Raw genomic sequence first — 21,721 nt, 5'->3', positions numbered from 1 at the left:
GTCAGCCTGCCAGTTTCCGGTTGACGACCTGCCCGGCGATCGTCACGTTCTTCAGCACCACGTCTTTCGCGTTGTGCAGGTAGACCGGCTCCTTGCCGTTGCGCGGCGTACCGAAGTCGCAATCGCTGATCGTCACGTTCGACACCGGCAAGACCGGCGTGCCCGCCGGCCCGTTGAAGCTCGATGCCACCGGGCCGAGGATCAGCACCGCCTGCCAGCACGAAAACGCGCCGTCGGCCATCTTCGCGTTCCCGGCGCGCAGGTTCGAGATGTGGATGTCCGATACCGCCGGCGGCCGGGTGCGCACGCCATCGTCGCCGGCAGCGTAGTTGCAGTCGATGGTGACGATGGCGCCGCTGCCCGTCGCCAGCCCCTTGAAGGCATTGTTCGCGTCCGGCGGCGCCGCCTTGCGGGCGCGCGCGTCCACGCCGTTCGGCACGGTTACGTCGCGCACATACAGGTGGCGCAGGAAGCCGCCACGGTTCATGTTGGTCTTCAGGCGGATGGCGCTGCGCAGCGGGTCGGTGGCCCAGTGCGCGTTGCGGAACTCGATGCGCTGCGCGTACACGTGTTCGATGCCGCCCGCCATCTCGCTGCCCAAGGTCACGCCGCCATGGCCGCTGTTCATCACGCAGTCCTGGATCACCACGTTGCGCGTGGGGCCCAGCTGCGTGTCGCGGTTCTTGCCCGACTTGATCGCGATGCAGTCGTCGCCGGTGTTGAAGGTGCTGTGCTCCACCAGCACGGTGTCGCAGGATTCGGGATCGAAGCCGTCGTTGTTCGGCCCCGTGCTTTCCATGTTGACCTTGCTGAAGCGCAGGTTGCGGCAGTTCACCGGGTGGTGCAGCCAGAACGGCGACGCCACCACGTGGTAGTTCTCCAGCAGCACGTCGGAACAGCCGATCAGTTCGATCATGCACGGGCGCAGGTAATGGCCGGTGCCGAAGATGCGCTTCGATACCGGCACGCCGGCCTCGGACAGCGCGGGCAGGTAGCGCGTGTCGCCGTTCCAGCGGGGATGCGTGCCCTGGATCAGCGCGCGCTGCCCGGCCGGCAGTTCCGGCGCCACCGTCTCCAGCGGCAGGTTCAGCGGATTGACGCTGCCGGCATTGACCTTGCCTTCCTTGCGGTCGATCCAGTCCCACCATGGGCCTTCGCCGGCATCGACGTGCACGCCGGCCTGGCCATTGAGCACGCTGGTCCAGTCCTCGCCCGTCAGCGCGATGTTGGCCTGGTTGCAGGCGTAGACCAGTGGCGAGTAGTTCAGCACGTCGTTGCCCTGCCAGCGCGACAGCACCAGCTTGCCGGCCTTGCCGCAGTCGATGTCGCCGTACTTCGCGTAATCGGCCGGGTCGGCGCTGAAGTAGACCTGCGCGTTGGCCGCCAGGTGCACGTGCACGTTGGAGCGCAGCACGATCGGGCCCTTGCAGTACCAGTTGCCGGCCGGGATCAGCACGCGGCCGCCGCCGGCCTTGCTGGCCGCGGCGATGGCGGCGGCGATGGCCGGATAGCAGTCGGGGGAGCCCGGGGCGGGCGTCTTCACGTCCAGGATCTCGGTGCGCCAGACGGACTTCGCCGGCACCAGGGCGCTGCTCTTCGCACCGAACGCGGTGATCGGGAAGTCCTCGTTGCGGAAGAGCAGGGGGCGCGAGCAGCGCTCGACGATGCCTTGCGCGCGCTGCCAGGGATCGGCTGCGGTGGCGGCAGCGGCAGCAGCGGTGAAGTGCATGCCGCCGGCAGCCAGCAGGGCGCCGGCCGCGGAGGTGCCGCGCAGGAAGCGGCGGCGGGAGGTACCCGTCGTATGGCTGAAAATTTCCGTCATCTGGTCCATCCAGTCAAGGCAGTTTGTTGAATCCCTCGGCCTTCACGACCCAGCTGCCGTCGGTCGGGAAGCCCGGTGTCGTGCGCGTGGCGCCATCCCAGCCGCCGGCCATCAGCGCCACCGCCGCCAGCAGCGAGCCGTTGCCGGGCAGGTAGACCGGCAGCCGCTTGTTCGGGTTGTGGCCGGCCTTCGTGTAGCCGTTGTTCGGGCCGTCCGATTTCAGCAGCACGCCCACCGCCAGGTCGGGCGCGTCCAGCCGCGCGGCCGTCATCGCGATCATCGGGTAATCCCAGCCCCAGATCTTGGTCTGCCAGTCCCAGCTCGCCAGCACCGCGTCGAGCGTGCTGCGCATGACCTTGCGGTCCACGCCGTCGCCCGGCAGCTGGCCCAGCGCCATCAGGAACGACGGGTGGTCGTGGCGGCTGTCGACATTGTCCCAGGTGTCCGGGTTCGATTCGATCGCCACGTACTTGCCGTCCTTCTGGGGCAGCTTCGACAGCCTGGTGCGCCGCTCCTCCCAGCCGGCGTCGCGCGGCATGCCGAGCCGTTCGCGCCACTGCTGGGCGATCTCCAGGCCGCGCGCCCAGTAGCTCAGCTCATAGGTCGGATTCATGCTGGTGGCCTGGTCGTAGATCTCCTGGGCGATCCACAGCGGCGGGCCGAGCACGTAGCGCTGGCCCTTGTCGTCCCAGTTGAGCATCGATGCCATGCCGTCGGCCGTGTCGAACACCAGTTCGCGGTAGCGCTCCAGGGTTTCCTTCGTCGGGTTGGCGCGGTACAGCAGCTCGGCCAGGTGGATCGGGTGCGGCTGGTTCCAGATGATCAGCGGGTTGCCGCCCGGGCTTTCGCGGCCCCCCGGCCCGGTCATCTTCATCCAGCGCGCGCCTTTCAGGCCCCGTTCGGCCGCCACGGCGCGGGCCACCGGCAAGGTGCGCTGGAACCACGTCAGCGTGCGTGCCGTGAACTCGGGGCGGCCCCACAGCGTGAAGTGAGCGGTGTGCCACCACACCATCTCGGTGTGGTGCTTGCCATACCAGGTGGACGTCGTCAGTCCGCTTTCCGACGCCGGCATCTCGTCGCCCAGCTGGATCGCGGTCAGGTATTGCGACAGCACGACGCGCCGTTCCAGCTCGGCCGCGCGCGGATCGGTGCTGCCCTGGAAGTCGATGGCGGCGCCGCTGCGCCAGAAGCGGTCCCAGTGTGCGCGGCTGGCCGCGAACACGCCGGCCACGTCCTGCGCGGCCGGCGTGCCGTCCTTTGCGAACGACACCGTCAGTTCCAGCGTTTCGCCCGATTGCGGAGCGATCTCGAACACGTGGGCAGCCGGCTGCGTGATCGTCAACGGCGCGGCACTGGCCACCGTCATCGCGTAGCGGGCGGTGTCGCGCGTGTGCTCCACCAACAGCGTGCGGCCGCTCCGTTCCAGCACCTTCGACACGTGGCCGTCCGGCTGCGACCAGTCGAGCGGCGGGTTATGGTGGGCGCCCGGCCTGTAGCCATAGGGGAGGGCGATGCGCACCGCCACGCGCTTGCCTGCCAGCAGCGGCGAACGGATGCGCAGCGCGAGCGTGTCGCTGCCGGGGCTGACGGTGCTGCTCACGCTGACCGGCTGGCCCAGCAGCTGCACGCGGCTGTCCAGCCGGCCCTGCCACATGTCCAGGCGCTGGTCGACCTGCGTCACGTCGGCCGGCACGATGGTGCGCGCACCGGCGCCGGTCATGACAAAACCGATCTGCGGCAGCGGGTGGATGTGCGGGTTCTCGCGCAGCCACTGGCCGGCGGGAATCTTCGTGTTCATCGGGTAGCCCACGGTGCGGCCCCAGGCCGTGTACTCGCGGTTCACGTCCGACAGCTTGTAGCCCTGCGGATTGGCGTGCTCGTGCCAGGACCAGCGCGCGCCCGTCTCGGTCGGCGTGCCGTGGGTGTGGTAATGGTCCGGCAGCGTCTGCAGCCCGGTCACGTCGGCCGTGAACGCGAAGCGGCCGTTGCCCACGCTGAGCGGCGACATCGGGTCGATGGCCGTCAGCTGCGGATTGTGGCGCGCAACGACGGCCTGGCGGTCGATCGGCGCCGCGTGCGCGCCCGCCATGACCGCCAGCAGGGGCACGCAGGCAAGGTAAAGTCGTTTCGTCATCGCTGGTTCAGCCTTCTTTTTTCGCTGGATCGCGGACCACGAAGGTGCCCGCCGGCAGCCCGTTCACACGGCTGTCCTTGCCCACTTCCACCGGCGCCTCGGCGGGGATGGCCAGCTTCGTGTTGGTGAAGCGCCAGTCCCGCGCTTCGCGGATGTAGCCGCCGCTCTTCGCCTCGATGTCGATGCCGTCGAACACGAAGCGCTGCAGCGGCGCCTCGGCGATGCCGGCCACCTCGAACGCGCTTCTCGCGCCCGTGGCCTTGATGTTCCAGATCTTCACGTCGCGGAAGTGCGCCAGGCCCTTGTCCTTCGGCACCGGCGTGGCCATCACCTTCCAGTGCGCCGGCACGTTCTTCTCGCCGGCGGGAATGGCGGCGTAGCTGTAGTTCGGATTCCAGTTCATGTTGATGCGCATGACGATCGGCGTGCCCTTCATCGTGATGTCGTGCAGGCGCAGGTTCTCGCCGAAGCCGCCGCGCGTGTGGGCGGACTTGAACAGGATGCCGACCGGCGTGTTCTCGTCGAACGTCATGTTGTAGGCTTCGATATTGCGGAACCCGCCCGAGGTCTCGCTGCCGAACGTGATGCCGCCCTTCGAGGCGCGCACGATGACGTCGCGGATCACCACGTCCTCGGTCGGCCGGTTGACGCGCAGGCCATCGGCGTCGCGGCCCGCCTTCAGCACCACCGCGTCGTCGTTGACGGAAATGTCCGCATTCGCCACCAGTACCTTGCGCGACGAATCGATGTCGATACCGTCCGTCGACGGACCCTTGCCGTCCTCGTTGTTGCGGATGGTCACGCCATCGACCGTCACGTCGGACGAGTAGCACACGTGCACCGTCCAGAAGCCGGCGCGGCGCATCAGCAGGCCGCCGCCCACTGTCACGCCGGTCGAATCGAATACCTGCACCAGGCGCGGCCGGCGCGCGTCGTAGTCGGACGCCCAGCGCAGGCCGCGCGGCTGGTAATCCTTGCGCAGCGCCCAGTAGTAATCCCAGAACGGCTTGCCGTCGCCATCGATCGTGCCTTCGCCAACGATGGCGGCCTTTTCCTGCCGGTACACATTGACCAGCGCCGCCGGCCACGTCATCTCGATGCCGGCGATCCGGGTCGGCATCATCGGGTAATCGTCGATGTTGCGCGAACCGAGCAGGGTCACGCCCTTGTCGATTTTCAGTGTCACGCCGGATTTCACGAAGACCGAGCCGGTCAGGTAAGTCCCGGCCGGGAAGACCACCGTGCCGGCATCCTTGGCGGCCGCGTCGATGGTCTTCTGGATCGCGGCGGTATTCATCGTCACGCCGTCGCCCTTGCCGCCGTAGTCGCGCACGTTGAAGTCGGCCGCGAAGCCTTGGGCCGCGGCGAGCAGGAGGGAGGCGGCGAGTAGGGAGAGTCGCATGGATGATCCTGTCCGTTCAGTAAAAATGGTGTCCTGCACCGCAGTACTTAATAAATAACGGACCTTAGTGTAGCGATGTTTCCCTGGTCTGCAAGCCATCCGCGCACTTGCTCAAGAAGGTGACCAATTGGGCGGCCATTCAGTGACGGATGCGGCGGCGCGCGGTTTTTGCCAGCGGTGCGGGTTCCGCGGCTATAATTTATTGAATACCAAGTTCGAGACCCCATGGCCCGACCACCCCTCGTCTTCAAGCGCAGCACGAACGTGCTGCTCCAGCACATTGCCGACCACGTGGCGATCGGCGAACCGCTGCCGACCGAGCAGCACATGGCCGAACTGGTCGAGGGCAGCCGCACCGCGGTGCGCAGCGTGCTCGCGCACCTGCACGCCCAGGGCCTGATCGGCGACCTGAAGGAACGCCGGCTGCTGCGCAAGCCGCGGCGCAAGGATTATTTCGATATCGCCGAATTGCAGCCGGGCTCGGACCGCATCCGCGAAGTGCTGATGGAGCGCATCTACCAGCGCGACATGCCGCCGGGCGCCGAGTTCTCGGAGGCCGAGCTGGCCCGCGCTTCGGGCACCGGCACCATCAGCGTGCGCGAATTCCTGATCGAGTTTTCCCGGTCCGGCCTGATCGAGAAGAAGCCGCGCGGCGGCTGGCGCCTGTGCGCATTCGACCGCTCGTTCGCGATGGAGCTGGCCGACGTGCGGCAGATGTTCGAGTTCGCCGCGATCGACCAGTTCGCACAACTGCCGCCGGACGATGCCGCCTTCACGCAGCTGGCCGACCTGATCGCCCGCCACGAGCAGCTGGGCTCCGTGATGCCGGCCCGGCACAAGGATTTCCCCGCCCTGGACCGCGACTTCCACACCTTCCTCATCGGCCTGCTGCACAACCGCTTCGCGAAGAGCCTGTACGACGTGGTGTCGCTGGTATTCCACTACCACTACCAGTGGGACAAGGACGAGGAACTGGCCCGCAACCAGTACGCGGCGCACGAGCACCTGGACATCCTGCGCGCACTGGCGCGGCACGATTTCTCCGGCGCCCGCGAAGCGATGCGCATCCACCTGAACTCGTCGCGCAGCACGTTGCTGCAGGGCATACGGGCCAGGGAACAGAAGGCGCGTCCGGCGTAAGGCCGTTCAGTCAGCGCCGTCCGATGCAGTCAGCGGCAGCAGCGTTCTGGTGTCGGACACCGGTTTCAAGGTGTCGGACACCGGTTTTCTTGCGTGGAGATCGTGGTTCGTCTCCGAAAACCAGTGTCCGACACCAAGGGACCGGTGTCCGACACTGAAACGCTCACCACCGGGACAGTCCCCTCAGGAGGGACAGTCCCCTCAGGAGGGACAGTCCCCTCAGGAGGGACAGTCCCCCGGGTTTTTACAACAGTTCGCGAGAACGATAACGAGACAAGGCACCCATGACCGACTTCGACCAGCGCCGCCGTACCCTCTGCATGCAACTTCTCGGCGGCCTCGCCGGGGCCGCCCTCGGCGGTTCCGCGTGGGCCCGGCCGTCCGTGGACGATACCGGCAAAGTGTTCCGGCTCGATGGCGCCGGCGTCACCTATGCCTTCGGTGTCAACACGGATGGACAGTTGCAGACGCTGTACTGGGGCAGTGCGCTGGCGCCGGACGACAGGCTGGCGGCGCCGGTGCCGGTGCCGGAAAACTCGTCCAACGAAATGCCCGTCGTGCTCACGCCGTTCGAATTCCCCGGCTTCGGCGGCGGGCTGACCGTGGAGCCGGCGCTGAAGGTGACGTTCCCCGACGGCGTGCGCGATCTCGTGCTGCGCCACGTCGATCACCGGGTGGACGGCGACCGGATCGTGATCCGGCTGAAGGACGTCAGCCGCGCGGTGCACGTCACGCTGACGTATGCGATGGACGCGGCGACCGGCATCCTGGCCCGTTCGGCCGTGGTGGAAAACCGCACGCCGGGCTGGATCCAGGTCGACCAGCTGGCCGCCGCCAGCGTCAACCTGCCGTACGCGGACGATTACCGCATGTCCTACCTCACCGGGCGCTGGGCCGGCGAGTTCGCGTTGCAGACGCGCCCGATCGTGCCCGGCTCCATCGTCATCGAGAGCCGCAAGGGCGCCACGTCGCACCAGGCCAATCCGTGGCTCGCGATCAGCCGCGGCGCGACGGAGGAGGAATCCGGCCCCGTGTGGTTCGGCGCGCTGGGCTGGAGCGGCTCGTGGCGCATCCACGTCGACATGGACGGGCTGGGCGGCCTGCGCACCACCGCGGGCTACAACCCGTTCGACTTCGCCTACCGACTGAAACCGGGGGAAAGCCTGGCCTCGCCCGTCTTCCACGCCGGCTTTTCCAGCGAAGGCTTCGGCGGCGCATCGCGCGTGTTCCACCGCTACCAGCGCAGCAATATCCTGCCGGTCCCACCCGGCGCATCGGCACCGCGCCTGCGGCCCGTGCTCTACAACTCGTGGGAAGCCACGCTGTTCGCCGTCGACGAAGCGGGGCAGACGGCACTGGCGGAAAAGGCCGCCAGCATCGGCGTCGAGCGCTTCGTGATGGACGACGGCTGGTTCGGCGCGCGCAGCAGCGACAAGGCCGGCCTGGGCGACTGGGTCGTCAACAGGAAAAAATTCCCGAACGGACTGGCGCCGCTGATCAAGCGCGTCAACGCGCTCGGCATGGAGTTCGGCCTGTGGGTGGAGCCGGAAATGGTCAATCCGGACAGCGACCTGTATCGCGCCCACCCGGACTGGGTGATCCACTTCCAGGGCAGGCCGCGCTCGGAGGCACGCAACCAGCTGGTGCTGAACCTGGCCCGCAAGGATGTGTACGAGCACCTGCTGAAGATGCTGGACCGCCTGCTCGCCGACCACGCGATCGGCTTCCTCAAGTGGGACCACAACCGCGCCTGGTCGGAGCCGGGCTGGCCGGAAGTGGCGGCGGCCGACCAGCAGCGCCTGTACGTGGCCTACGTCGACAACCTGTACAAGCTGCTGGCCGAACTGCGCCGGCGCCACCCGAAGGTGGAAATCGAATCGTGCGCCAGCGGCGGCGGGCGCGTCGACCTGGGCATCATGGCGCTGACCGACCAGGTGTGGACGTCCGACAATACCGATCCGTTCGACCGCCTGCTGATCCAGGATGGCTTCAGCCGCGCCTACACGCCGGCGATCATGATGGCCTGGGTGACCGATGCGCCGAACTTCGTCAACCGGCGCGTCACGTCGCTGGAATACCGCTTCCTGTCGGCCATGCAGGGCGGCCTGGGCATCGGCGCCAACCTGAATCACTGGAAGGCCGAAGACTTTGCGCTGGCCAAGCGGCTGGTCGCCGGGTACAAGGCCATCCGCAAGACGGTCCAGCAGGGCGACCTGTACCGCCTCGTCTCGCCGCAGGGCGGCTCGAACCGCTCGGCGACGCTGTCGGTGGCGCAGGACGGCCGCCAGGCCGTGCTCTTCGCGTTCCTGCATTCGAGCGGCCTGCGCGAGGCCCAGCCGCGCATCCAGCTGCGCGGGCTCGATCCGAAGAAGGAGTATGCATTGCGGGCGATCGCCGGCAAGGCGGTGCCGCGGACGCCGCAGCGCGCCAGCGGCGCCTACTGGATGGGGCATGGGCTGGTGGTGGAGATGGTCGGCGACTTCCAGGCGGCGGCGTTCGTGCTGGAGGGCTGAAGGCTTTTTACTGCAGGTTTTCCGTTGCGGCAGCGGGATCCGCTCGATAAAATGCAGGGTCGTTATGAATAAAACAACTTGCCGATTGAAAGTCGATGCAGTTGCAAGCGGCAGGCCCTTCATGTACCTACTATCGAAAGTAAGCAGATGAAAAAGATATCCAGTCTGACGCTGGCGGCTTTCCTGGCACTTTCCTTCGGCGGCGCGCAGGCCACGTCGTCCAGCACCGTACGCGGCGGACCGCTGAGTTACCAGGTCATCGATTATCGCGACGACGGCATCGCCGCCGGCTATACGCTTCATAACAGTTACCTGACCACCAGCACAGGTACGGGAACGGCAGTCAGGGATACCGAAGATACCGTCAATGCACCATCCTATTCGTCGGTCGCCTCGCCGTATATCAGTGGCAGTGCCGCGATCGACACGAGCGGTGCGTTCTCGCTGGACCTGAGCACCAACAACGCATACGGACAGTTGATCGAGTGGACCAGCTCCTCGTCATGGGTGGATTTCGTGCAGTCGATCACGCTGGCGCCGCACACCGGTGTCATCGTGACGGGCCACTTCGACTTCGACCTGACGCAGGCGGCCCAGCCCAGGCCGGACGGCAGGCTCCTCAACACGGAATTCGAATTCTGGACACAGCGCTGGAGCCCACCGATCAATTGGGGTGACCTCGACTATCACGTCTGGAATTCGATGTCGCCGGGTACCGAGGAAGGCGGCTTCGACTTCACGATCCGCCTCGGCAATTTCACTGACGCCTACCAGACCGGTAACCTGGAGTTGACCGCGCAGCTGATCACCGATTTCCAGAGGCCCACTTACGAGCCACTCCTCCCGACGCTGGTCCCGGAACCCGCTACCTGGCTCCTGTTCGCCGCAGGTGTACCGGTAGCCGCCCTGTTTGCCCGCCGCCGGCGGGCGTAAGACAGCCGGGCCGGCTGCCCGATAGCCACCTTGGTTCCGGTTCAGCGCGAACCGGAACCTTGCTGCGCTGTCTTTGTCTTTGCATCGCCGCCTTCCGTCATTCCACGGGCGCAGCCATGTCATTGCCGTGCCTTCAGTCGAACAGCGTCAACCCGTCATATGGCGCGACACGCAGCGATGCCAGCCGCGATTCGAGGCTGCCGGCGTGGATCTCCAGCTTGTGCCCATCGGGATCGAGGAAGTACAGCGAATCGCCTTCGCTGCTGTTCTGCTGCCATTGCATGACGCCGCGGGCTTCCAGTGCCGCGGCACGGGCTGCGAACTGCGCCGCTTCGACCGTGAAGGCGATGTGCGTGTATTCGGGCAGCGGCCCTTGCCGGCAATGCCGGTCCAGCGACAGGCAAAGCCATAGTCCGTCGATGGAGAGATAGGCGCCCCGTGCCCATCTTGCGCGAGGCCGGAAGCCCAAGGTATCCACGTAGAAGGAAAACGATGCGTCCAGGTCGGACACGGATAGCGTGATGTGGTTCAACGAGGAGATCATTGGCGGTGGATGCAGGACCGGGAAGCATATTGTAGCGATGCAGAGTCTCGTGATGTCTCTTGATGCATGCAGTCACGCGCACGATTCTCAGCCGATTGATCGGCCGGCGGCAGTTTTGCCGACCGTGAGCTGATAGAGTTCACGCAGTCCCAACGATGCTTCCCGCCTTCGCATGATAATAATCGCTGCCAGATCGTTCGTCCTCGGCCTGTTCGCCGCCATCGCCTGCACCGCCGCCGCCCAGGAAGACCGCGGCTACAAGGTGTACCAGTTCCCCGCCAACAGAATCCCCGTCATCGACGGCAAGGCCGACGACTGGCGCGATTTTCCGGATGCGTGGAGCGTCGGCACCGACCAGTTGCGCGACGATTCGGGGAAGGGCCGCAAGGTCGATCCGAAAAGCCTCGACATCAAGGTGCGCGTGGCGTGGGTGGCGGGCCTGAACCGGCTGTACTTCCTCTACGAGGCGTGGGACGACCATTGGGACTTCGCCGATCCCGGCCTGCACAACGACACGTTCGAGATCGTCGTCGATGGCGATCTTTCCGGCGGGCCGCTGATCGACACGCTGCACCCGAACCAGTCGCTGCCCTGGCCGCAGCGCTATTTCGCGTACCACGGCGTGCACGCGCAGAACTATCACATCTTCACGCCGGCGGACGGCAAGGACTGGGCGCTGCTGTGGGGGCCGCAGGCATGGCTGAAGAAGCTGCCGTATTCGAACATCGCGTATTCGTACGATGCCAGGCCGGGCCAGCCCGGCAAGCTGACCGCCGAGTTCTGGATCACGCCGTTCGACTACGCCGGTGCCGATCCGGCCCGCGCCGTGGAAACGCAACTAACCGAAAACGCGAAGATCGGGCTGACCTGGGCCGTGATCGACTATGACGGTGCCGGCGAAGGCGGGCAGAAGGCGTTCTGGAATCTGTCGGCGCATCGCAAGATGTATGGCAATTCGAGCCTGGGCACCGTGTTCACGCTGATGCCGCTGGAGGCAAAGTACCGCAAATCGTTCGAGGCCCGCTGGTCGTTCGCGGTGACCGACATGGCGCGGCGCAGCGTCACGTTCCGGGACGAGAGCGTGGGGCCCGTCACGCGATGGCACTGGGACTTCGGCGATGGCGCCACGTCCGGCGAACGGCATCCGGTGCACCGCTACCGGGAGGCCGGGAAGTATCTGGTGGTGCTGACGGTGGAGGGGCCGCAGGGGACGTCGAGGATGGCGAAGCTGTGGGACGTGGCGGTGGAGTGACATCGCCCCGGCACGCGCTGGAGCGCTGCGGAACTTCTTACCGCTGAGCTGGTCCAAGCAAGGCATGTTTCAGCCAACCTGCCGCGAAAGGACGAACCGTGGACAAGACCAATGACAGTACCAATGACAGTACCAATGATAGTGCCGACGACAGCGCCAACGACAGCGCCAACGGCCACCCGGCCGCCGATCAATCCGGAGCCACGACTGGCGCCGCAACTGGAGCCATACCTGGAGCCATACCTGGAGCCAAGCCTGGTTCCGTGCACGGATTCAGGGTCCGGCCCAAGCCCATGTTCAAGCCCCGGCGCGTTCCCAAGACCAGGTTGACTTTCCGGCGCAAGTTGCGCGACTGCGAGGCAGCGGAACACCAGATGTGCAAGGCCATCGCCGCCCTCGGCACGCTGGCCGGCGTCGACGTCGGCATGGGGAGCGGCCCGGCGGACATGGACGACTTGCTGATCCTGGCCGCACACCAGTGCAATTTCGACGATGCCGAATTCATGGACGGACCGTGCTGCTTCGAATTCGTCAGGAATGTCGTCGATGCCGACATCCTCAAGCTGCAGGCCGACGCGGTGGCGCAAGGCCTGGCCAGCTACATCCGCCAGCACGGCGACGACGCGTCGATCGCTGCCGCCGGCCGGCAGCTTGCGCTGGTCGACGGCGCTTTCTCATGGTTGAAGAAATCGGTGGCGGGCAGGTGAGGCTACCCGGCATGCACCGCGCGGCGCGCGTCAGCCGCGCCGGGCGGCTTCGATCGCGGCGATGTCGATCTTGCGCATCCCCATCATCGCCTGGAAGGCACGCTGCGCCGCCGCCCGGTCGGAACCGGTGAAAGCATCGGTCAGCACGCGCGGCGTGATCTGCCAGGACAGACCCCATTGATCCTTGCACCAGCCGCACTGGCTTTCCTGGCCGCCGTTGCCGACGATCGCATTCCACAGGCGGTCGGTTTCTTCCTGGTCGTCGGTGGCGATCTGGAACGAGAACGCTTCGCTGTGCTTGAAATCCGGCCCGCCGTTCAGGCCGAGGCAGGGAAGGCCGGCCACCGTGAATTCGACGGTCAGCACGTCGCCTTCCTTGCCGGCGGGGTAGTCGCCCGGCGCCCGGTGCACGGCGCCCACCGCGCTGTCCGGGAAGGTCGCCGCATAAAACTGCGCGGCGTCCAGTGCCGTACCGTCGAACCAGAGACAGATGGTGTTCTTCGCAACCATGGCGTTCCTCCAATCGTTTGGTGAGCGGACAGCTTAGACCACGCCGGCCGCCCGGTCCACCCCGATCGGATGCCCACCGGGAGGCGTGGAGCGCTACAGGTGGTGAATCTGCAGCGGCGGCGTGTCCCAGTTGTCGTTCCTGCCGTCGAGGTAGGTGATGGGAGCATTGGCCAGCTCCTCGGCGGTGGCGTCGTCCAGGCACGCGACATTCACGGCAACGAACTCGCCCCACCGTGGCGAATGGCCGTTGACGAAGGGCCGCACGCCGCAATGCCGGCAAAACAGGTGCTGGTCCCGCTTCGTGTGAAACCGGTATTCCGTAAGCGCGGCCGCGCCGGCAAGCAGCCTGAAAGCATGCGGCTGGACGATGGCCGGCCAGAAGCGCGCCTTCGCGCAGATCGAACAGTTGCAGCGCAGCGTGCCCTGGCCCAGGTCGATGTCGGCCTCGAAACGGACCACGCCGCAATGGCAGCTGCCGTGGTAGGTTTTCATTGCTGAACTCCCGCAGCATCGGCTTCCCCAGGCTTCAGGTGACGCGCGCAAGCCATCCTCACGTATTCGACGTCCCTGTCGCCATACTGCTTGACCAGGGTCCCGGCGACATCGAAACCATGCCTCTCATAGAATCGCCGGGCCATGGCGTTCGATTTCGCCACGTTCAGCATCAGGTCGGGAGAGTGGTCGAGAACGCGGCGCAACAAGGCTGTGCCGACGCCCGTTCCGCGCGCATCGCTCCGTACGAACAGCGCTCGCAACTGCGTCTCATGCAGCGCGGCGAAGCCGACGACGTCCGTGTTTTCAAACACGAATACGGTCGACTCTTCGAACGCGGCCCTGAGCACGGGGTCCTGGTCCAGCGGCGTGATGTCGAAGCTGCCGTCCTCGAACTGCAGCTCCGCACGTCTGGCGTCCGCGTAAATGCGGCAGACGGCCGGGAAGTCGCTGCTGGCGTAACGTCGCACGGTCATCGCTGTTCCCGGGGAGGCAGTTGCAGCCTGCAGGTATCGCCGGTATCCGGTTTCGTCATGTTCCCGCCACCCGTGCATCCCCATCCTTGCCCGCGAAGTGCTGCCTGAGCGGATCGCTGAACATCAGGTAGACGATCCAGGCGCACAGCGCGACTTCGACGGTCGTCAGGAACAGCGCAGGTCCGGCCAGCGTGTCCCAGTCGGTGATCGGCGGCAACCAGGTGATCATGCATACCGTATAGAAGATGCGTGCCCAGTTGCGTCCCTTCAGCAGCAGGAGGTTGATCCAGGCGGCGAAGATGAACAGCAGCGCGGCGAAAGCCACCACGAGTTCCCACACGGGCGATTCGAGCCCGCTGACTTCCGGCGACACCAGGACATCGACGATGCTGAGCGCGAAGGCGGCCCAGATCAGGAAGCGGAAGCGTGCAAAGGCCGTGTCGAAGAGGGCCGTATCGGTGGTAGTCATCTTGCGTCGTGATGGAGAGGGGAAATGCGAGCGGCCATCCGCCGGACCGTGCCGCGTACGGGCGGTCCGGCAGGTGTTGCCAGGACAGCAGAGCATAGCAAATTGCAAATCTGCAAAACTCACCCTTTGTCACGGTATGCAAATTTTTCGCACGGCGACGGCCCGGAGGTCCCGGGCCTAACGCGTGGTCATCCATCCACGGGAACCGTTACAGTGTCGGCTTGTACCTGTTGAGTGACGGGGAGTAACGTGGAAGACCTGACCGGCATTACCGACAACCCGCAGCCGCGGCGCCTGCTGCTGGCCACGGACATGACCGCGCGCTGCGATCGCGCGCTGGACCGCGCCAGGCAGCTGGCCCTCGAGTGGCGCGCCGATCTCACCGTGCTGGTGGTGCAGGAGGGGCCGGGCACGCCCGAGGAAGTCTCGGCGTGGCTCGACGGCGGCAGCATCGGCCACGCGTTCGCGCCGGCCGCGCGCGCCGAACTCGCCGAGGAATTCGCCGGTACCGGCCTGGAGCCGGCGCTGCAGGTGCTGGAAGGCGACGTGACCGACGGCATCCTTGGTGCCGCCGCCACGTTCGCCGATGCGCTCGTCGTCATCGGCGCCTCGACCAATGCGCGCGTGCAGCATCTCATCCTCGGTTCCACCGCGGCGCGCCTGGCGCAGGAACTCGCGCACCCGCTGCTCGTGGTGCGGCAGCGCACCCGCGGCAGCTATGGCCGCATCCTGGTGGCGAACGACTTTTCGGATGCGTCGCGCCGTGCGCTCGGCACGGCCCTGCGCCTGTTCCCGGGCCGCCCGGTGACGCTGCTGCACGTACTGCAGGACGGCGCGAACGCCCCGGCCGGCGCACTGCGCGAAGCGCAGGAAAAATGCGAACGCTTCCTGGAAGGCTGCGCGCTGGAGGCCGGCGTGCGACAACGCATCCGCGCGGTGGTGGGCCACGGCCTGGTTACCGAAGCGATCACGCGCCATGTCGTGGAGGAGGCGGCGGGACTGGTGGTGCTGGGCGTGCACCGGCAGTCGGCCGTGGCGCGTGTATTCATGGGCAGCACCAGCGAAGACCTGATGCAGCAGGTGCCATGCGATACGCTGCTGGTGCGGGCGCCGGAAGGCGGTGACGATGGCTGACCGGCTTGCGCGGGCGGACCAACGCCCGCCCGGCGGGAGCTGACGATGCTCCTGCTGCTGCTCCTGCTGCCGTTCGGCGCGGCCCTGGTCACCGCCTGCATGCCAAGCGGCTCGCGCGACCGTCCCGCCGCCGTGGCGGGCGTCGCCAGCCTGGTGGCGCTGGTGCTTGCGGCCAGCCAGTTCGGCGCCATCGCCGACGGTGCCGTGCCGACAATGCGTTTTGCCTGGCTGCCCGCGTTCGGACTCGAGATCATCCTGCGCATGGATGGCCTGGCCTGGGTGTTCACCGTGCTGGTGCTGGGCATCGGCCTGCTCGTGCTGCTGTATGCGCGCTACTACCTGTCGCGGCGCGATCCGGCGCACCGCTTTTATGCCTGCGTGATGGCGTTCATGGGCGCGATGCTGGGCGTGGTCCTGTCCGGCAACCTGATCCAGCTGGTGGTGTTCTGGGAATTGACGAGCGCCACCTCGTTCCTGCTGATCGGCTACTGGCAGGAGCGCAACGACGCGCGGCGCGGCGCCCGCATGGCGTTCACCGTGACGACCGCCGGCGGCCTGTGCCTGCTGGCCGGCGTGCTGCTGCTGGGCCATATCGCCGGCAGCTACGAGCTGGAAAAGGTGCTGGCGGCCGGTAACACGATCCGCGCGCACGGCTGGTACGTGCCGGCCCTGGTGCTGGTCGCACTGGGCGCGCTGACGAAGAGCGCGCAGTTCCCCTTCCACTTCTGGCTGCCGCATGCGATGGCGGCACCGACGCCCGTGTCGAGCTACCTGCACTCGGCCACGATGGTCAAGGCCGGGATCTTCCTGCTGATCCGGCTGTGGCCCGCGCTGGCCGGCACGGAGGAGTGGACATGGATCCTCGGCAGCGCCGGCGTGTGTACGCTGCTGCTGGGCTCCTGGTTCGCCATCTTCCAGTGGGACATGAAGGGACTGCTGGCGTATTCGACGATCAGCCACCTCGGCCTGATCACGGTGCTGCTCAGCATCGGCACGCCCCTGTCGGTGGTTGCCGCCGTCTTCCACACGATGAACCACGCGGTGTTCAAGGCTTCGCTGTTCATGGCCGTCGGCATCGTCGACCATGAAACCGGCACGCGCGACATGCGGCTGCTGCGCGGCCTGCGGCAGGCGATGCCGCATACCGCCGCGCTGGCGGTGGTGGCCAGCGCCGCCATGGCCGGGGTGCCGCTGATGAACGGTTTCCTGTCCAAGGAAATGTTCTTTGCCGAGACGATGATCGTCGGCGGCAGCGACAACTGGTGGATGTCGGTGGCCGCCGTCATGATGGGCCTGTTCAGCGTGGTGTATTCGCTGCGCTTCATCAGCGTGTTCTTCGGCCCGCCGGCGCAGGGCCTGCCGTTCGAACCGCACGAGCCGGACCGGTGGATGCGTGCGCCCATCGAGCTGCTGGTGCTGCTGTGCATCGCCGTCGGCGTGATGCCGGAACGGGTGGTCGGCGACATCCTCGCGGTGGCGGCGCGCTCGGTGCTGGGCCCCACGGTGCCCGACTACGATCTCGCCATCTGGCATGGCGTCAACCTGCCGCTGCTGATGAGCCTCGTGGCGCTGGGCGGCGGCGTCGCCGTCTACCTGCTGCTGCGCAAGCGCTTCGGGCTGGCCGAACGCGACCGCGTACCGGTGCTGCACCGCCTGAAAGGCGCGCAACTGTACGAGAACGTGATGCTGGCGTTGTCCCAGGGCGCGGCGCGGCTGGTGGGCCTGGCCGGAACGCGCCGCCTGCAGCCCCAGCTGCGCGTGCTGCTGATCGCTTTCGTGGCCGTGCCGCTGCTGCTGGCCTGGCCGATGGACGACTTGCCGCTGCCGGCGCCCGGCACCGCCGATCCGCTGCTGTCGCTGCTCTGGCTGATCGGCGCCGGCTGTGCGCTGGCCGCCGCCTGGCAGGCCAAGTATCACCGGCTGGCGGCGCTGGCGCTGGTGGGCGGCACTGGACTGGTGACGAGCGTGACGTTCCTGTGGCTGTCGGCGCCCGACCTGGCGCTGACCCAGCTGATGGTGGAAACCGTGACCACCGTGCTGATCCTGCTCGGCCTGCGCTGGCTGCCGCCGCGCCGCCAGCCGGCCCACCTGGCCGGCAGTGCGCCGCGCAGTACGCAATGGCGGCGCGCGCGCGACGCAGCCGTCGCCGTGACCGGTGGCCTGGCGCTCGCCGCGGTCAGCTACGCGGTGCTGACCCGGCCCGGCGTGCCGAGCATCCGCGACTTCTTCGTGCTGCGCGCGTTGCCCGAAGGCGGCGGCGCCAACGTCGTCAACGTGCTGCTGGTCGACTTCCGGGGCTTCGACACGATGGGCGAGATCACCGTGCTGTCGGCGGTGGCGCTGACGGTATATGCGCTGCTGCGCCGCTTCCGTCCGGCGCCGGAAAGCATCGCCATCCCGATGCAGCAGGCCAGCGACGTCGATCCGGCGATCGCCCAGAAACCGGCGCGGCAGGCGGGCGACGGCTACCTGATGGTGCAGGCGGTCTACCTGCGCTTCCTGCTGCCGGTGATGGGTGTGATCGCCGTCTATTTCTTCATGCGCGGCCACAACCTGCCGGGCGGCGGCTTCGTGGCCGGCCTGATCTTCGCCACCACGCTGATCGTGCAGTACATGGTGGCCGGCACCGACTGGGTGGAGTCGCGGCTGCGCCTGCGGCCGCACCGCTGGATCGGCTGGGGCCTGGTGTGCGCGTGCGGCACCGGGCTGGGCGCGTGGCTGTTCGGCTATCCGTTCCTGACCAGCCATACCGCGCACGTCGCACTGCCGCTGCTGGGCGAGCTGCACGTGCCGTCGGCCTTCCTGTTCGACATGGGTGTGTTCCTCGTGGTGGTCGGCACCACCATGCTGATCCTGGTGGCGCTGGCCCACCAGTCGCTGCGCAGCCGCCGCGCGCCGCACGAGGCGGCGCGCAGTGCCGGCGTTTCCACCGCGGCCAGCGCCATTCCGCCACCCAAGGAGATCCAGTAATGGAAACCGTACTTGCCCTCGGCATCGGCATCGTCTTCGGCGCGGGCATCTGGCTGGTGCTGCGGCCGCGCACCTTCCAGGTGCTGATCGGGCTGATGCTGATGTCGTATGCCGTCAACCTGTTCATCTTCGCGATGGGGCGCCTGGCCGTCGACCGGCCGCCGCTGACGCCGGCCGGTGCCGGCGTCAGCGCCGCGAATTTGCCCGCTTCCTTGCCCGCTCCTTTGCCCGACCCCGCGGCGCTGGCCGACCCGGTGCCCCAGGCGCTGGTGCTGACGGCGATCGTGATCGGCTTCGCCACCACCGCGCTGTACCTGGTGGTGATGATCGGCGCGCGCGGCCTGGCCGGCACCGACCATGTCGACGGCGAGGAGCCGGACGAATGAGCGTGGCCTGGACCCAGCACCTGGTCGTGGTGCCGATCGTGCTGCCGCTGCTGTGCGGCGCCGCGCTGGCGCCGCTCACGCAGGGCTGGCACCGGCTCAAGTTTGCCGTGGCCTATGGCTGCGTGCTGGCACTGCTGGCCAACGCGCTGGCGCTGGCGGCGCTGGCCGATGGCGGCTGGCCCGATGGCATCGGCGTCTACCTGGCCGCCAACTGGGCGGCGCCGTTCGGCATCGCGCTGGTGGCCGACCGGCTGTCGGCCTGCATGCTGGTACTGGCGGCGGTGCTGGCGCTGGCCGCGCTGCATTACGCCCAGCCGCGCTGGAGCCGCATCGGCGTGCATTTCCATTCGCTGTTCCAGTTCCTGCTGATGGGGATCAACGGCGCGTTCCTGACGCACGACCTGTTCAACCTGTTCGTGTTCTTCGAAGTGATGCTGGCCGCGTCGTACGGGCTGGTGCTGCACGGGTATAACGTGGAACGGCTGCGCGCCAGCCTGCAGTACATCGCCGTGAACCTGGTCGCCGCGCTGTTCTTCCTGGTCGGCACGGCGCTGGTCTATGCCACCACCGGCACGCTGAACATGGCCGACATCGCCGGGCGGGTGGCGGCGCTGGCCGCCACCGACATCGGCCTGCTGAAGACCGGCGTGGCCGTGCTGGCGCTGGCGTTCCTCGTCAAGGCGGCCATGTGGCCGCTGGGCTTCTGGCTGCCCACCACGTATGCGGCGGCGTCGCCGCCGGTTGCCGTGATGCTGGTGCTGATGACCAAGGTGGGGGCGTACGTGATCCTGCGCATCTGGCTGCTCGCGTTCGGCGAAGGCGCCGGCGCGGCGGCGCGCTATGGCTACGATGCGCTGCTGTGGGGCGGCATGGCAACGCTGGTGTTCGGCGCCGCCGGCATGCTGGCTACCGACACGGCCGGGCGGATGGCGGGCTACGCGGCGATCGTGTCGTCCGGCACGCTGCTGGCCGTGATCGGCTACGGGCAGCCGTCGCTCGTCACGGCCGGGCTGTTCTATTTCATCGCTTCCACGATCGCGATTGCCGCGTTCGTGCTGCTGATCGAACTGGTCGACCGCATCCGCACGCCCGGCGCGGCGATGCTGGCGCTGACGGCCGAGGCGTTCGCCGTCGAGGACACGCCCGCCGAGCCGAAGGGCCGGGGCGTGCCGGCGGCGATGGCCTTCCTGTCGCTGGCGTTCGCGGCCTGCGCGCTGACCATCGCCGGGCTGCCGCCGCTGTCCGGCTTCGTCGCCAAGTTCGGCATGTTCCACGCGCTGATCAACCCCGGCCCCGATGCGCCGGCGATCGGCGCCACCGGCTGGACGCTGATGGCGCTGGTGTTCGTCTCCGGCCTGGTTGCCATCGTCTCGCTGATGCGCTTCGGCGTGCGCACGTTCTGGGCCGCGGAAACGGTGGGGCAGCCGACGCTGCATGCCGCGGAAGTGGTGCCGGTGGCGGCACTGCTGCTGGTGTCGGCGGTGCTGACCTTGCAGGCGCAGCCGGTGTTCGACTACCTGGCGCGCGCCGGCGACGGCATCCACCAGCCCAGGCTGTACATCGACCGCGTACTGGGCACGTTGCCTGTGCCGGCGCCGGTCCGTTCATCCGCACCCGCCGCGGAGGCGCCATGACCCGCTGGCTGCCGTTTCCCATCGTGTCGCTGGCGCTGTGCGCGCTGTGGCTGCTGCTCAACCAGGCGCTCGACCCGGCCAACGTGCTGTTCGGCGCGGCGCTCGGCGTCGCGGTGCCGCTGCTGACGCGGCGGCTGCAGCCGCTGGGCTACCCGCGGCTGCGCAAGCCGGCGGTGTTCGCCCGGCTGATCGCGATGGCGGCGGTGGAGATCGTCCGCTCGTGCTTCGGCGTATGCCGCGTCATCCTGTTCAAGGATTACGCCCGCGTGAACTCGCAGTTCATCCGCGTGCCGCTGGCGATGCGCGATCCCTACGGGCTGGCGATGCTGTCCTGCCTGATCAACATGACGCCCGGCACGGTGTGGGTGGAAATCCTGCCGGAGCGGCACGAACTGGCGCTGCACGTGTTCGACCTGAACGACGAAGCGTGGTGGGTTGACACGATCAGGACCCGCTACGAGCAGCCGCTGATGCAGATCTTTGACACGGAGAACGACGATGGAAACCCTGCTTGAACTGGCGATCGCCTACGCGCTGATCTGCGTGCTGGTGGCGATGGTGCTGTGCGCCATCCGGCTGCTGGCCGGTCCCGCCGCGCACGACCGCGTGCTGGCGCTCGACACGCTGTGGATGTGCGGCATGCTGCTGGCGATCGTGCTGGGCATCCGTTTCGGCACGCAGGTGTACTTCGAGGTGGCGATCCTGATCGCACTGGTGGGCTTCGTGTCGACCATCGCCATGGCCAAGTTCCTGATGCGCGGGGAGATCATCGAATGAGCGGCATCGAACACCTGCCCGGATGGGCTGCGTTGCCGGTGGCGCTGCTGCTGGTGCTGGGCGCCACCATCATCCTGATCGGCGCCCTCGGCCTGCTGCGCCTGCGCACTTTCTACCAGCGCATGCACGGTCCCGCCATCACCGTCACGCTGGGGGCGGGCTGCCTGCTGCTGGCGTCGATGCTGTATTTCACCGTGGCGCAATCGCGGCTGGTGATCCACGAGATCATCATCTCCGTGTTCCTGCTGCTGACGGCGCCCGTGGTGGCGATGACGATCATGCGCGCCGCCGTCTATCGCGACCTGCGCGCCAGAAAGCGGGAGTCGGGCGTGACGGCGGGGGAGGTGTACATCCTTTCCGACAGCGGCAAGGAAGTCCCGCCGGAGCCGCGCTAGCTCCTCCCGGCACGTGCGCGGTGTCGCTTTC

General features: G+C 67.4%; 20 protein-coding genes. 12 read left to right on the top strand and 8 right to left on the bottom strand.

What is annotated here, in order from left to right:
* Position 1: 1 nt before the first annotated feature.
* The 3 genes from FHS02_RS13605 to FHS02_RS13595 are packed head-to-tail and all read right to left on the bottom strand — an operon-like array spanning position 2 to position 5,358.
* On the bottom strand, positions 2-1,822 hold the full coding sequence (locus FHS02_RS13605; RefSeq protein WP_137317035.1) for a glycoside hydrolase family 28 protein: 1,821 nt from the start codon (positions 1,820-1,822) through the stop codon (positions 2-4).
* Positions 1,823-1,835: 13 nt separating this feature from the next.
* Complete coding sequence (locus tag FHS02_RS13600) at positions 1,836-3,956, bottom strand: glycoside hydrolase family 65 protein (RefSeq protein ID WP_137317036.1); 2,121 nt, start codon at positions 3,954-3,956, stop codon at positions 1,836-1,838.
* A gap of 7 nt (positions 3,957-3,963) precedes the next feature.
* Positions 3,964-5,358, bottom strand: a complete 1,395-nt coding sequence (locus FHS02_RS13595) for a glycoside hydrolase family 28 protein (protein ID WP_137317037.1) — start codon at positions 5,356-5,358, stop codon at positions 3,964-3,966.
* Positions 5,359-5,583: 225 nt separating this feature from the next.
* On the opposite strand from FHS02_RS13595, the gene FHS02_RS13590 reads away from it, so the two are divergent.
* From FHS02_RS13590 to FHS02_RS13580, 3 genes are all read left to right on the top strand, one after another.
* Positions 5,584-6,498, top strand: coding sequence for a GntR family transcriptional regulator (locus FHS02_RS13590; RefSeq protein ID WP_137317038.1), 915 nt, complete (start codon positions 5,584-5,586; stop codon positions 6,496-6,498).
* A 284-nt stretch (positions 6,499-6,782) separates the two neighbouring features.
* A complete protein-coding gene (locus tag FHS02_RS13585; RefSeq protein WP_137317039.1) occupies positions 6,783-9,011 on the top strand; it encodes an alpha-galactosidase in 2,229 nt (742 codons plus the stop codon).
* A 147-nt stretch (positions 9,012-9,158) separates the two neighbouring features.
* Entirely contained in the window at positions 9,159-9,944 is a 786-nt protein-coding gene (locus FHS02_RS13580) for a PEP-CTERM sorting domain-containing protein (RefSeq protein ID WP_137317040.1), read from the top strand.
* Between the two features lie 133 nt (positions 9,945-10,077).
* Here the strand turns inward: FHS02_RS13580 and fos are convergent, their stop codons facing one another.
* Complete coding sequence (fos, locus tag FHS02_RS13575; RefSeq protein ID WP_137317041.1) at positions 10,078-10,488, bottom strand: fosfomycin resistance glutathione transferase; 411 nt, start codon at positions 10,486-10,488, stop codon at positions 10,078-10,080.
* Positions 10,489-10,660: 172 nt separating this feature from the next.
* Here fos and FHS02_RS13570 point away from each other — a divergent pair, with 172 nt between their 5' ends.
* Both FHS02_RS13570 and FHS02_RS13565 read left to right on the top strand, forming a co-directional pair.
* Positions 10,661-11,740: a PKD domain-containing protein gene (locus tag FHS02_RS13570; protein ID WP_137317042.1), complete on the top strand. Its 1,080-nt coding sequence runs from the start codon at positions 10,661-10,663 to the stop codon at positions 11,738-11,740.
* A 293-nt stretch (positions 11,741-12,033) separates the two neighbouring features.
* Positions 12,034-12,447 carry a hypothetical protein gene (locus tag FHS02_RS13565; protein ID WP_221403848.1) on the top strand — a complete coding sequence of 138 codons (414 nt, stop codon included), beginning with the start codon at positions 12,034-12,036 and terminating at the stop codon, positions 12,445-12,447.
* A 30-nt stretch (positions 12,448-12,477) separates the two neighbouring features.
* Here FHS02_RS13565 and FHS02_RS13560 read toward each other — a convergent pair whose 3' ends face one another.
* From FHS02_RS13560 to FHS02_RS13545, 4 genes are all read right to left on the bottom strand, one after another.
* On the bottom strand, positions 12,478-12,957 hold the full coding sequence (locus FHS02_RS13560; RefSeq protein WP_137317044.1) for a VOC family protein: 480 nt from the start codon (positions 12,955-12,957) through the stop codon (positions 12,478-12,480).
* 93 nt (positions 12,958-13,050) lie between these two features.
* Complete coding sequence (locus tag FHS02_RS13555) at positions 13,051-13,449, bottom strand: GFA family protein (protein WP_137317045.1); 399 nt, start codon at positions 13,447-13,449, stop codon at positions 13,051-13,053.
* Positions 13,446-13,925 carry a GNAT family N-acetyltransferase gene (locus tag FHS02_RS13550; RefSeq protein ID WP_175424954.1) on the bottom strand — a complete coding sequence of 160 codons (480 nt, stop codon included), beginning with the start codon at positions 13,923-13,925 and terminating at the stop codon, positions 13,446-13,448. Before FHS02_RS13550 ends, FHS02_RS13555 begins: the two co-directional genes overlap by 4 nt.
* Before the next feature lie 55 nt (positions 13,926-13,980).
* Complete coding sequence (locus FHS02_RS13545) at positions 13,981-14,394, bottom strand: hypothetical protein (protein ID WP_137317047.1); 414 nt, start codon at positions 14,392-14,394, stop codon at positions 13,981-13,983.
* 249 nt (positions 14,395-14,643) lie between these two features.
* On the opposite strand from FHS02_RS13545, the gene FHS02_RS13540 reads away from it, so the two are divergent.
* The 7 genes from FHS02_RS13540 to mnhG are packed head-to-tail and all read left to right on the top strand — an operon-like array spanning position 14,644 to position 21,690.
* Positions 14,644-15,528, top strand: coding sequence for a universal stress protein (locus FHS02_RS13540; RefSeq protein ID WP_137317048.1), 885 nt, complete (start codon positions 14,644-14,646; stop codon positions 15,526-15,528).
* Between the two features lie 45 nt (positions 15,529-15,573).
* Complete coding sequence (locus FHS02_RS13535; protein WP_137317049.1) at positions 15,574-18,498, top strand: monovalent cation/H+ antiporter subunit A; 2,925 nt, start codon at positions 15,574-15,576, stop codon at positions 18,496-18,498.
* A complete protein-coding gene (locus FHS02_RS13530) occupies positions 18,498-18,884 on the top strand; it encodes a Na+/H+ antiporter subunit C (RefSeq protein ID WP_137317050.1) in 387 nt (128 codons plus the stop codon). The genes FHS02_RS13535 and FHS02_RS13530 overlap by 1 nt, the downstream gene beginning before the upstream one ends.
* The gene (locus FHS02_RS13525; RefSeq protein ID WP_137317051.1) at positions 18,881-20,518 is read left to right on the top strand and encodes a monovalent cation/H+ antiporter subunit D; all 1,638 of its coding nucleotides are present in this window, start codon (positions 18,881-18,883) and stop codon (positions 20,516-20,518) included. Before FHS02_RS13530 ends, FHS02_RS13525 begins: the two co-directional genes overlap by 4 nt.
* Positions 20,515-21,033 carry a Na+/H+ antiporter subunit E gene (locus FHS02_RS13520; protein WP_137317052.1) on the top strand — a complete coding sequence of 173 codons (519 nt, stop codon included), beginning with the start codon at positions 20,515-20,517 and terminating at the stop codon, positions 21,031-21,033. The genes FHS02_RS13525 and FHS02_RS13520 overlap by 4 nt, the downstream gene beginning before the upstream one ends.
* Entirely contained in the window at positions 21,017-21,295 is a 279-nt protein-coding gene (locus FHS02_RS13515; RefSeq protein ID WP_137317053.1) for a K+/H+ antiporter subunit F, read from the top strand. Before FHS02_RS13520 ends, FHS02_RS13515 begins: the two co-directional genes overlap by 17 nt.
* Positions 21,292-21,690 carry a monovalent cation/H(+) antiporter subunit G gene (mnhG, locus tag FHS02_RS13510; protein WP_137317054.1) on the top strand — a complete coding sequence of 133 codons (399 nt, stop codon included), beginning with the start codon at positions 21,292-21,294 and terminating at the stop codon, positions 21,688-21,690. Before FHS02_RS13515 ends, mnhG begins: the two co-directional genes overlap by 4 nt.
* Positions 21,691-21,721 lie beyond the last annotated feature (31 nt).

Origin of the sequence: Pseudoduganella umbonata (genome assembly GCF_014192225.1) — a bacterium.
Lineage (GTDB): Bacteria > Pseudomonadota > Gammaproteobacteria > Burkholderiales > Burkholderiaceae_D > Rugamonas > Rugamonas umbonata.
The sequence above is the reverse complement of the archived record's forward strand: the minus strand, read 5'-3'. Positions and strand labels throughout refer to the sequence as shown.

Bases quoted from the DNA above. Each gene is read 5' to 3' on its own strand.
- fos (WP_137317041.1), bottom strand. From the start codon at position 10,488: ATGATCTCCTCGTTGAACCACATCACGCTATCCGTGTCCGACCTGGAC.
- FHS02_RS13550 (WP_175424954.1), bottom strand. From the start codon at position 13,925: ATGACCGTGCGACGTTACGCCAGCAGCGACTTCCCGGCCGTCTGCCGC.
- FHS02_RS13555 (WP_137317045.1), bottom strand. From the start codon at position 13,449: ATGAAAACCTACCACGGCAGCTGCCATTGCGGCGTGGTCCGTTTCGAG.
- FHS02_RS13530 (WP_137317050.1), top strand. From the start codon at position 18,498: ATGGAAACCGTACTTGCCCTCGGCATCGGCATCGTCTTCGGCGCGGGC.
- FHS02_RS13520 (WP_137317052.1), top strand. From the start codon at position 20,515: ATGACCCGCTGGCTGCCGTTTCCCATCGTGTCGCTGGCGCTGTGCGCG.
- mnhG (WP_137317054.1), top strand. From the start codon at position 21,292: ATGAGCGGCATCGAACACCTGCCCGGATGGGCTGCGTTGCCGGTGGCG.
- FHS02_RS13565 (WP_221403848.1), top strand. From the start codon at position 12,034: ATGTTCAAGCCCCGGCGCGTTCCCAAGACCAGGTTGACTTTCCGGCGC.
- FHS02_RS13585 (WP_137317039.1), top strand. From the start codon at position 6,783: ATGACCGACTTCGACCAGCGCCGCCGTACCCTCTGCATGCAACTTCTC.
- FHS02_RS13580 (WP_137317040.1), top strand. From the start codon at position 9,159: ATGAAAAAGATATCCAGTCTGACGCTGGCGGCTTTCCTGGCACTTTCC.
- FHS02_RS13570 (WP_137317042.1), top strand. From the start codon at position 10,661: ATGATAATAATCGCTGCCAGATCGTTCGTCCTCGGCCTGTTCGCCGCC.
- FHS02_RS13525 (WP_137317051.1), top strand. From the start codon at position 18,881: ATGAGCGTGGCCTGGACCCAGCACCTGGTCGTGGTGCCGATCGTGCTG.
- FHS02_RS13545 (WP_137317047.1), bottom strand. From the start codon at position 14,394: ATGACTACCACCGATACGGCCCTCTTCGACACGGCCTTTGCACGCTTC.
- FHS02_RS13515 (WP_137317053.1), top strand. From the start codon at position 21,017: ATGGAAACCCTGCTTGAACTGGCGATCGCCTACGCGCTGATCTGCGTG.
- FHS02_RS13600 (WP_137317036.1), bottom strand. From the start codon at position 3,956: ATGACGAAACGACTTTACCTTGCCTGCGTGCCCCTGCTGGCGGTCATG.
- FHS02_RS13560 (WP_137317044.1), bottom strand. From the start codon at position 12,957: ATGGTTGCGAAGAACACCATCTGTCTCTGGTTCGACGGTACGGCACTG.
- FHS02_RS13605 (WP_137317035.1), bottom strand. From the start codon at position 1,822: ATGACGGAAATTTTCAGCCATACGACGGGTACCTCCCGCCGCCGCTTC.
- FHS02_RS13535 (WP_137317049.1), top strand. From the start codon at position 15,574: ATGCTCCTGCTGCTGCTCCTGCTGCCGTTCGGCGCGGCCCTGGTCACC.
- FHS02_RS13590 (WP_137317038.1), top strand. From the start codon at position 5,584: ATGGCCCGACCACCCCTCGTCTTCAAGCGCAGCACGAACGTGCTGCTC.
- FHS02_RS13595 (WP_137317037.1), bottom strand. From the start codon at position 5,358: ATGCGACTCTCCCTACTCGCCGCCTCCCTCCTGCTCGCCGCGGCCCAA.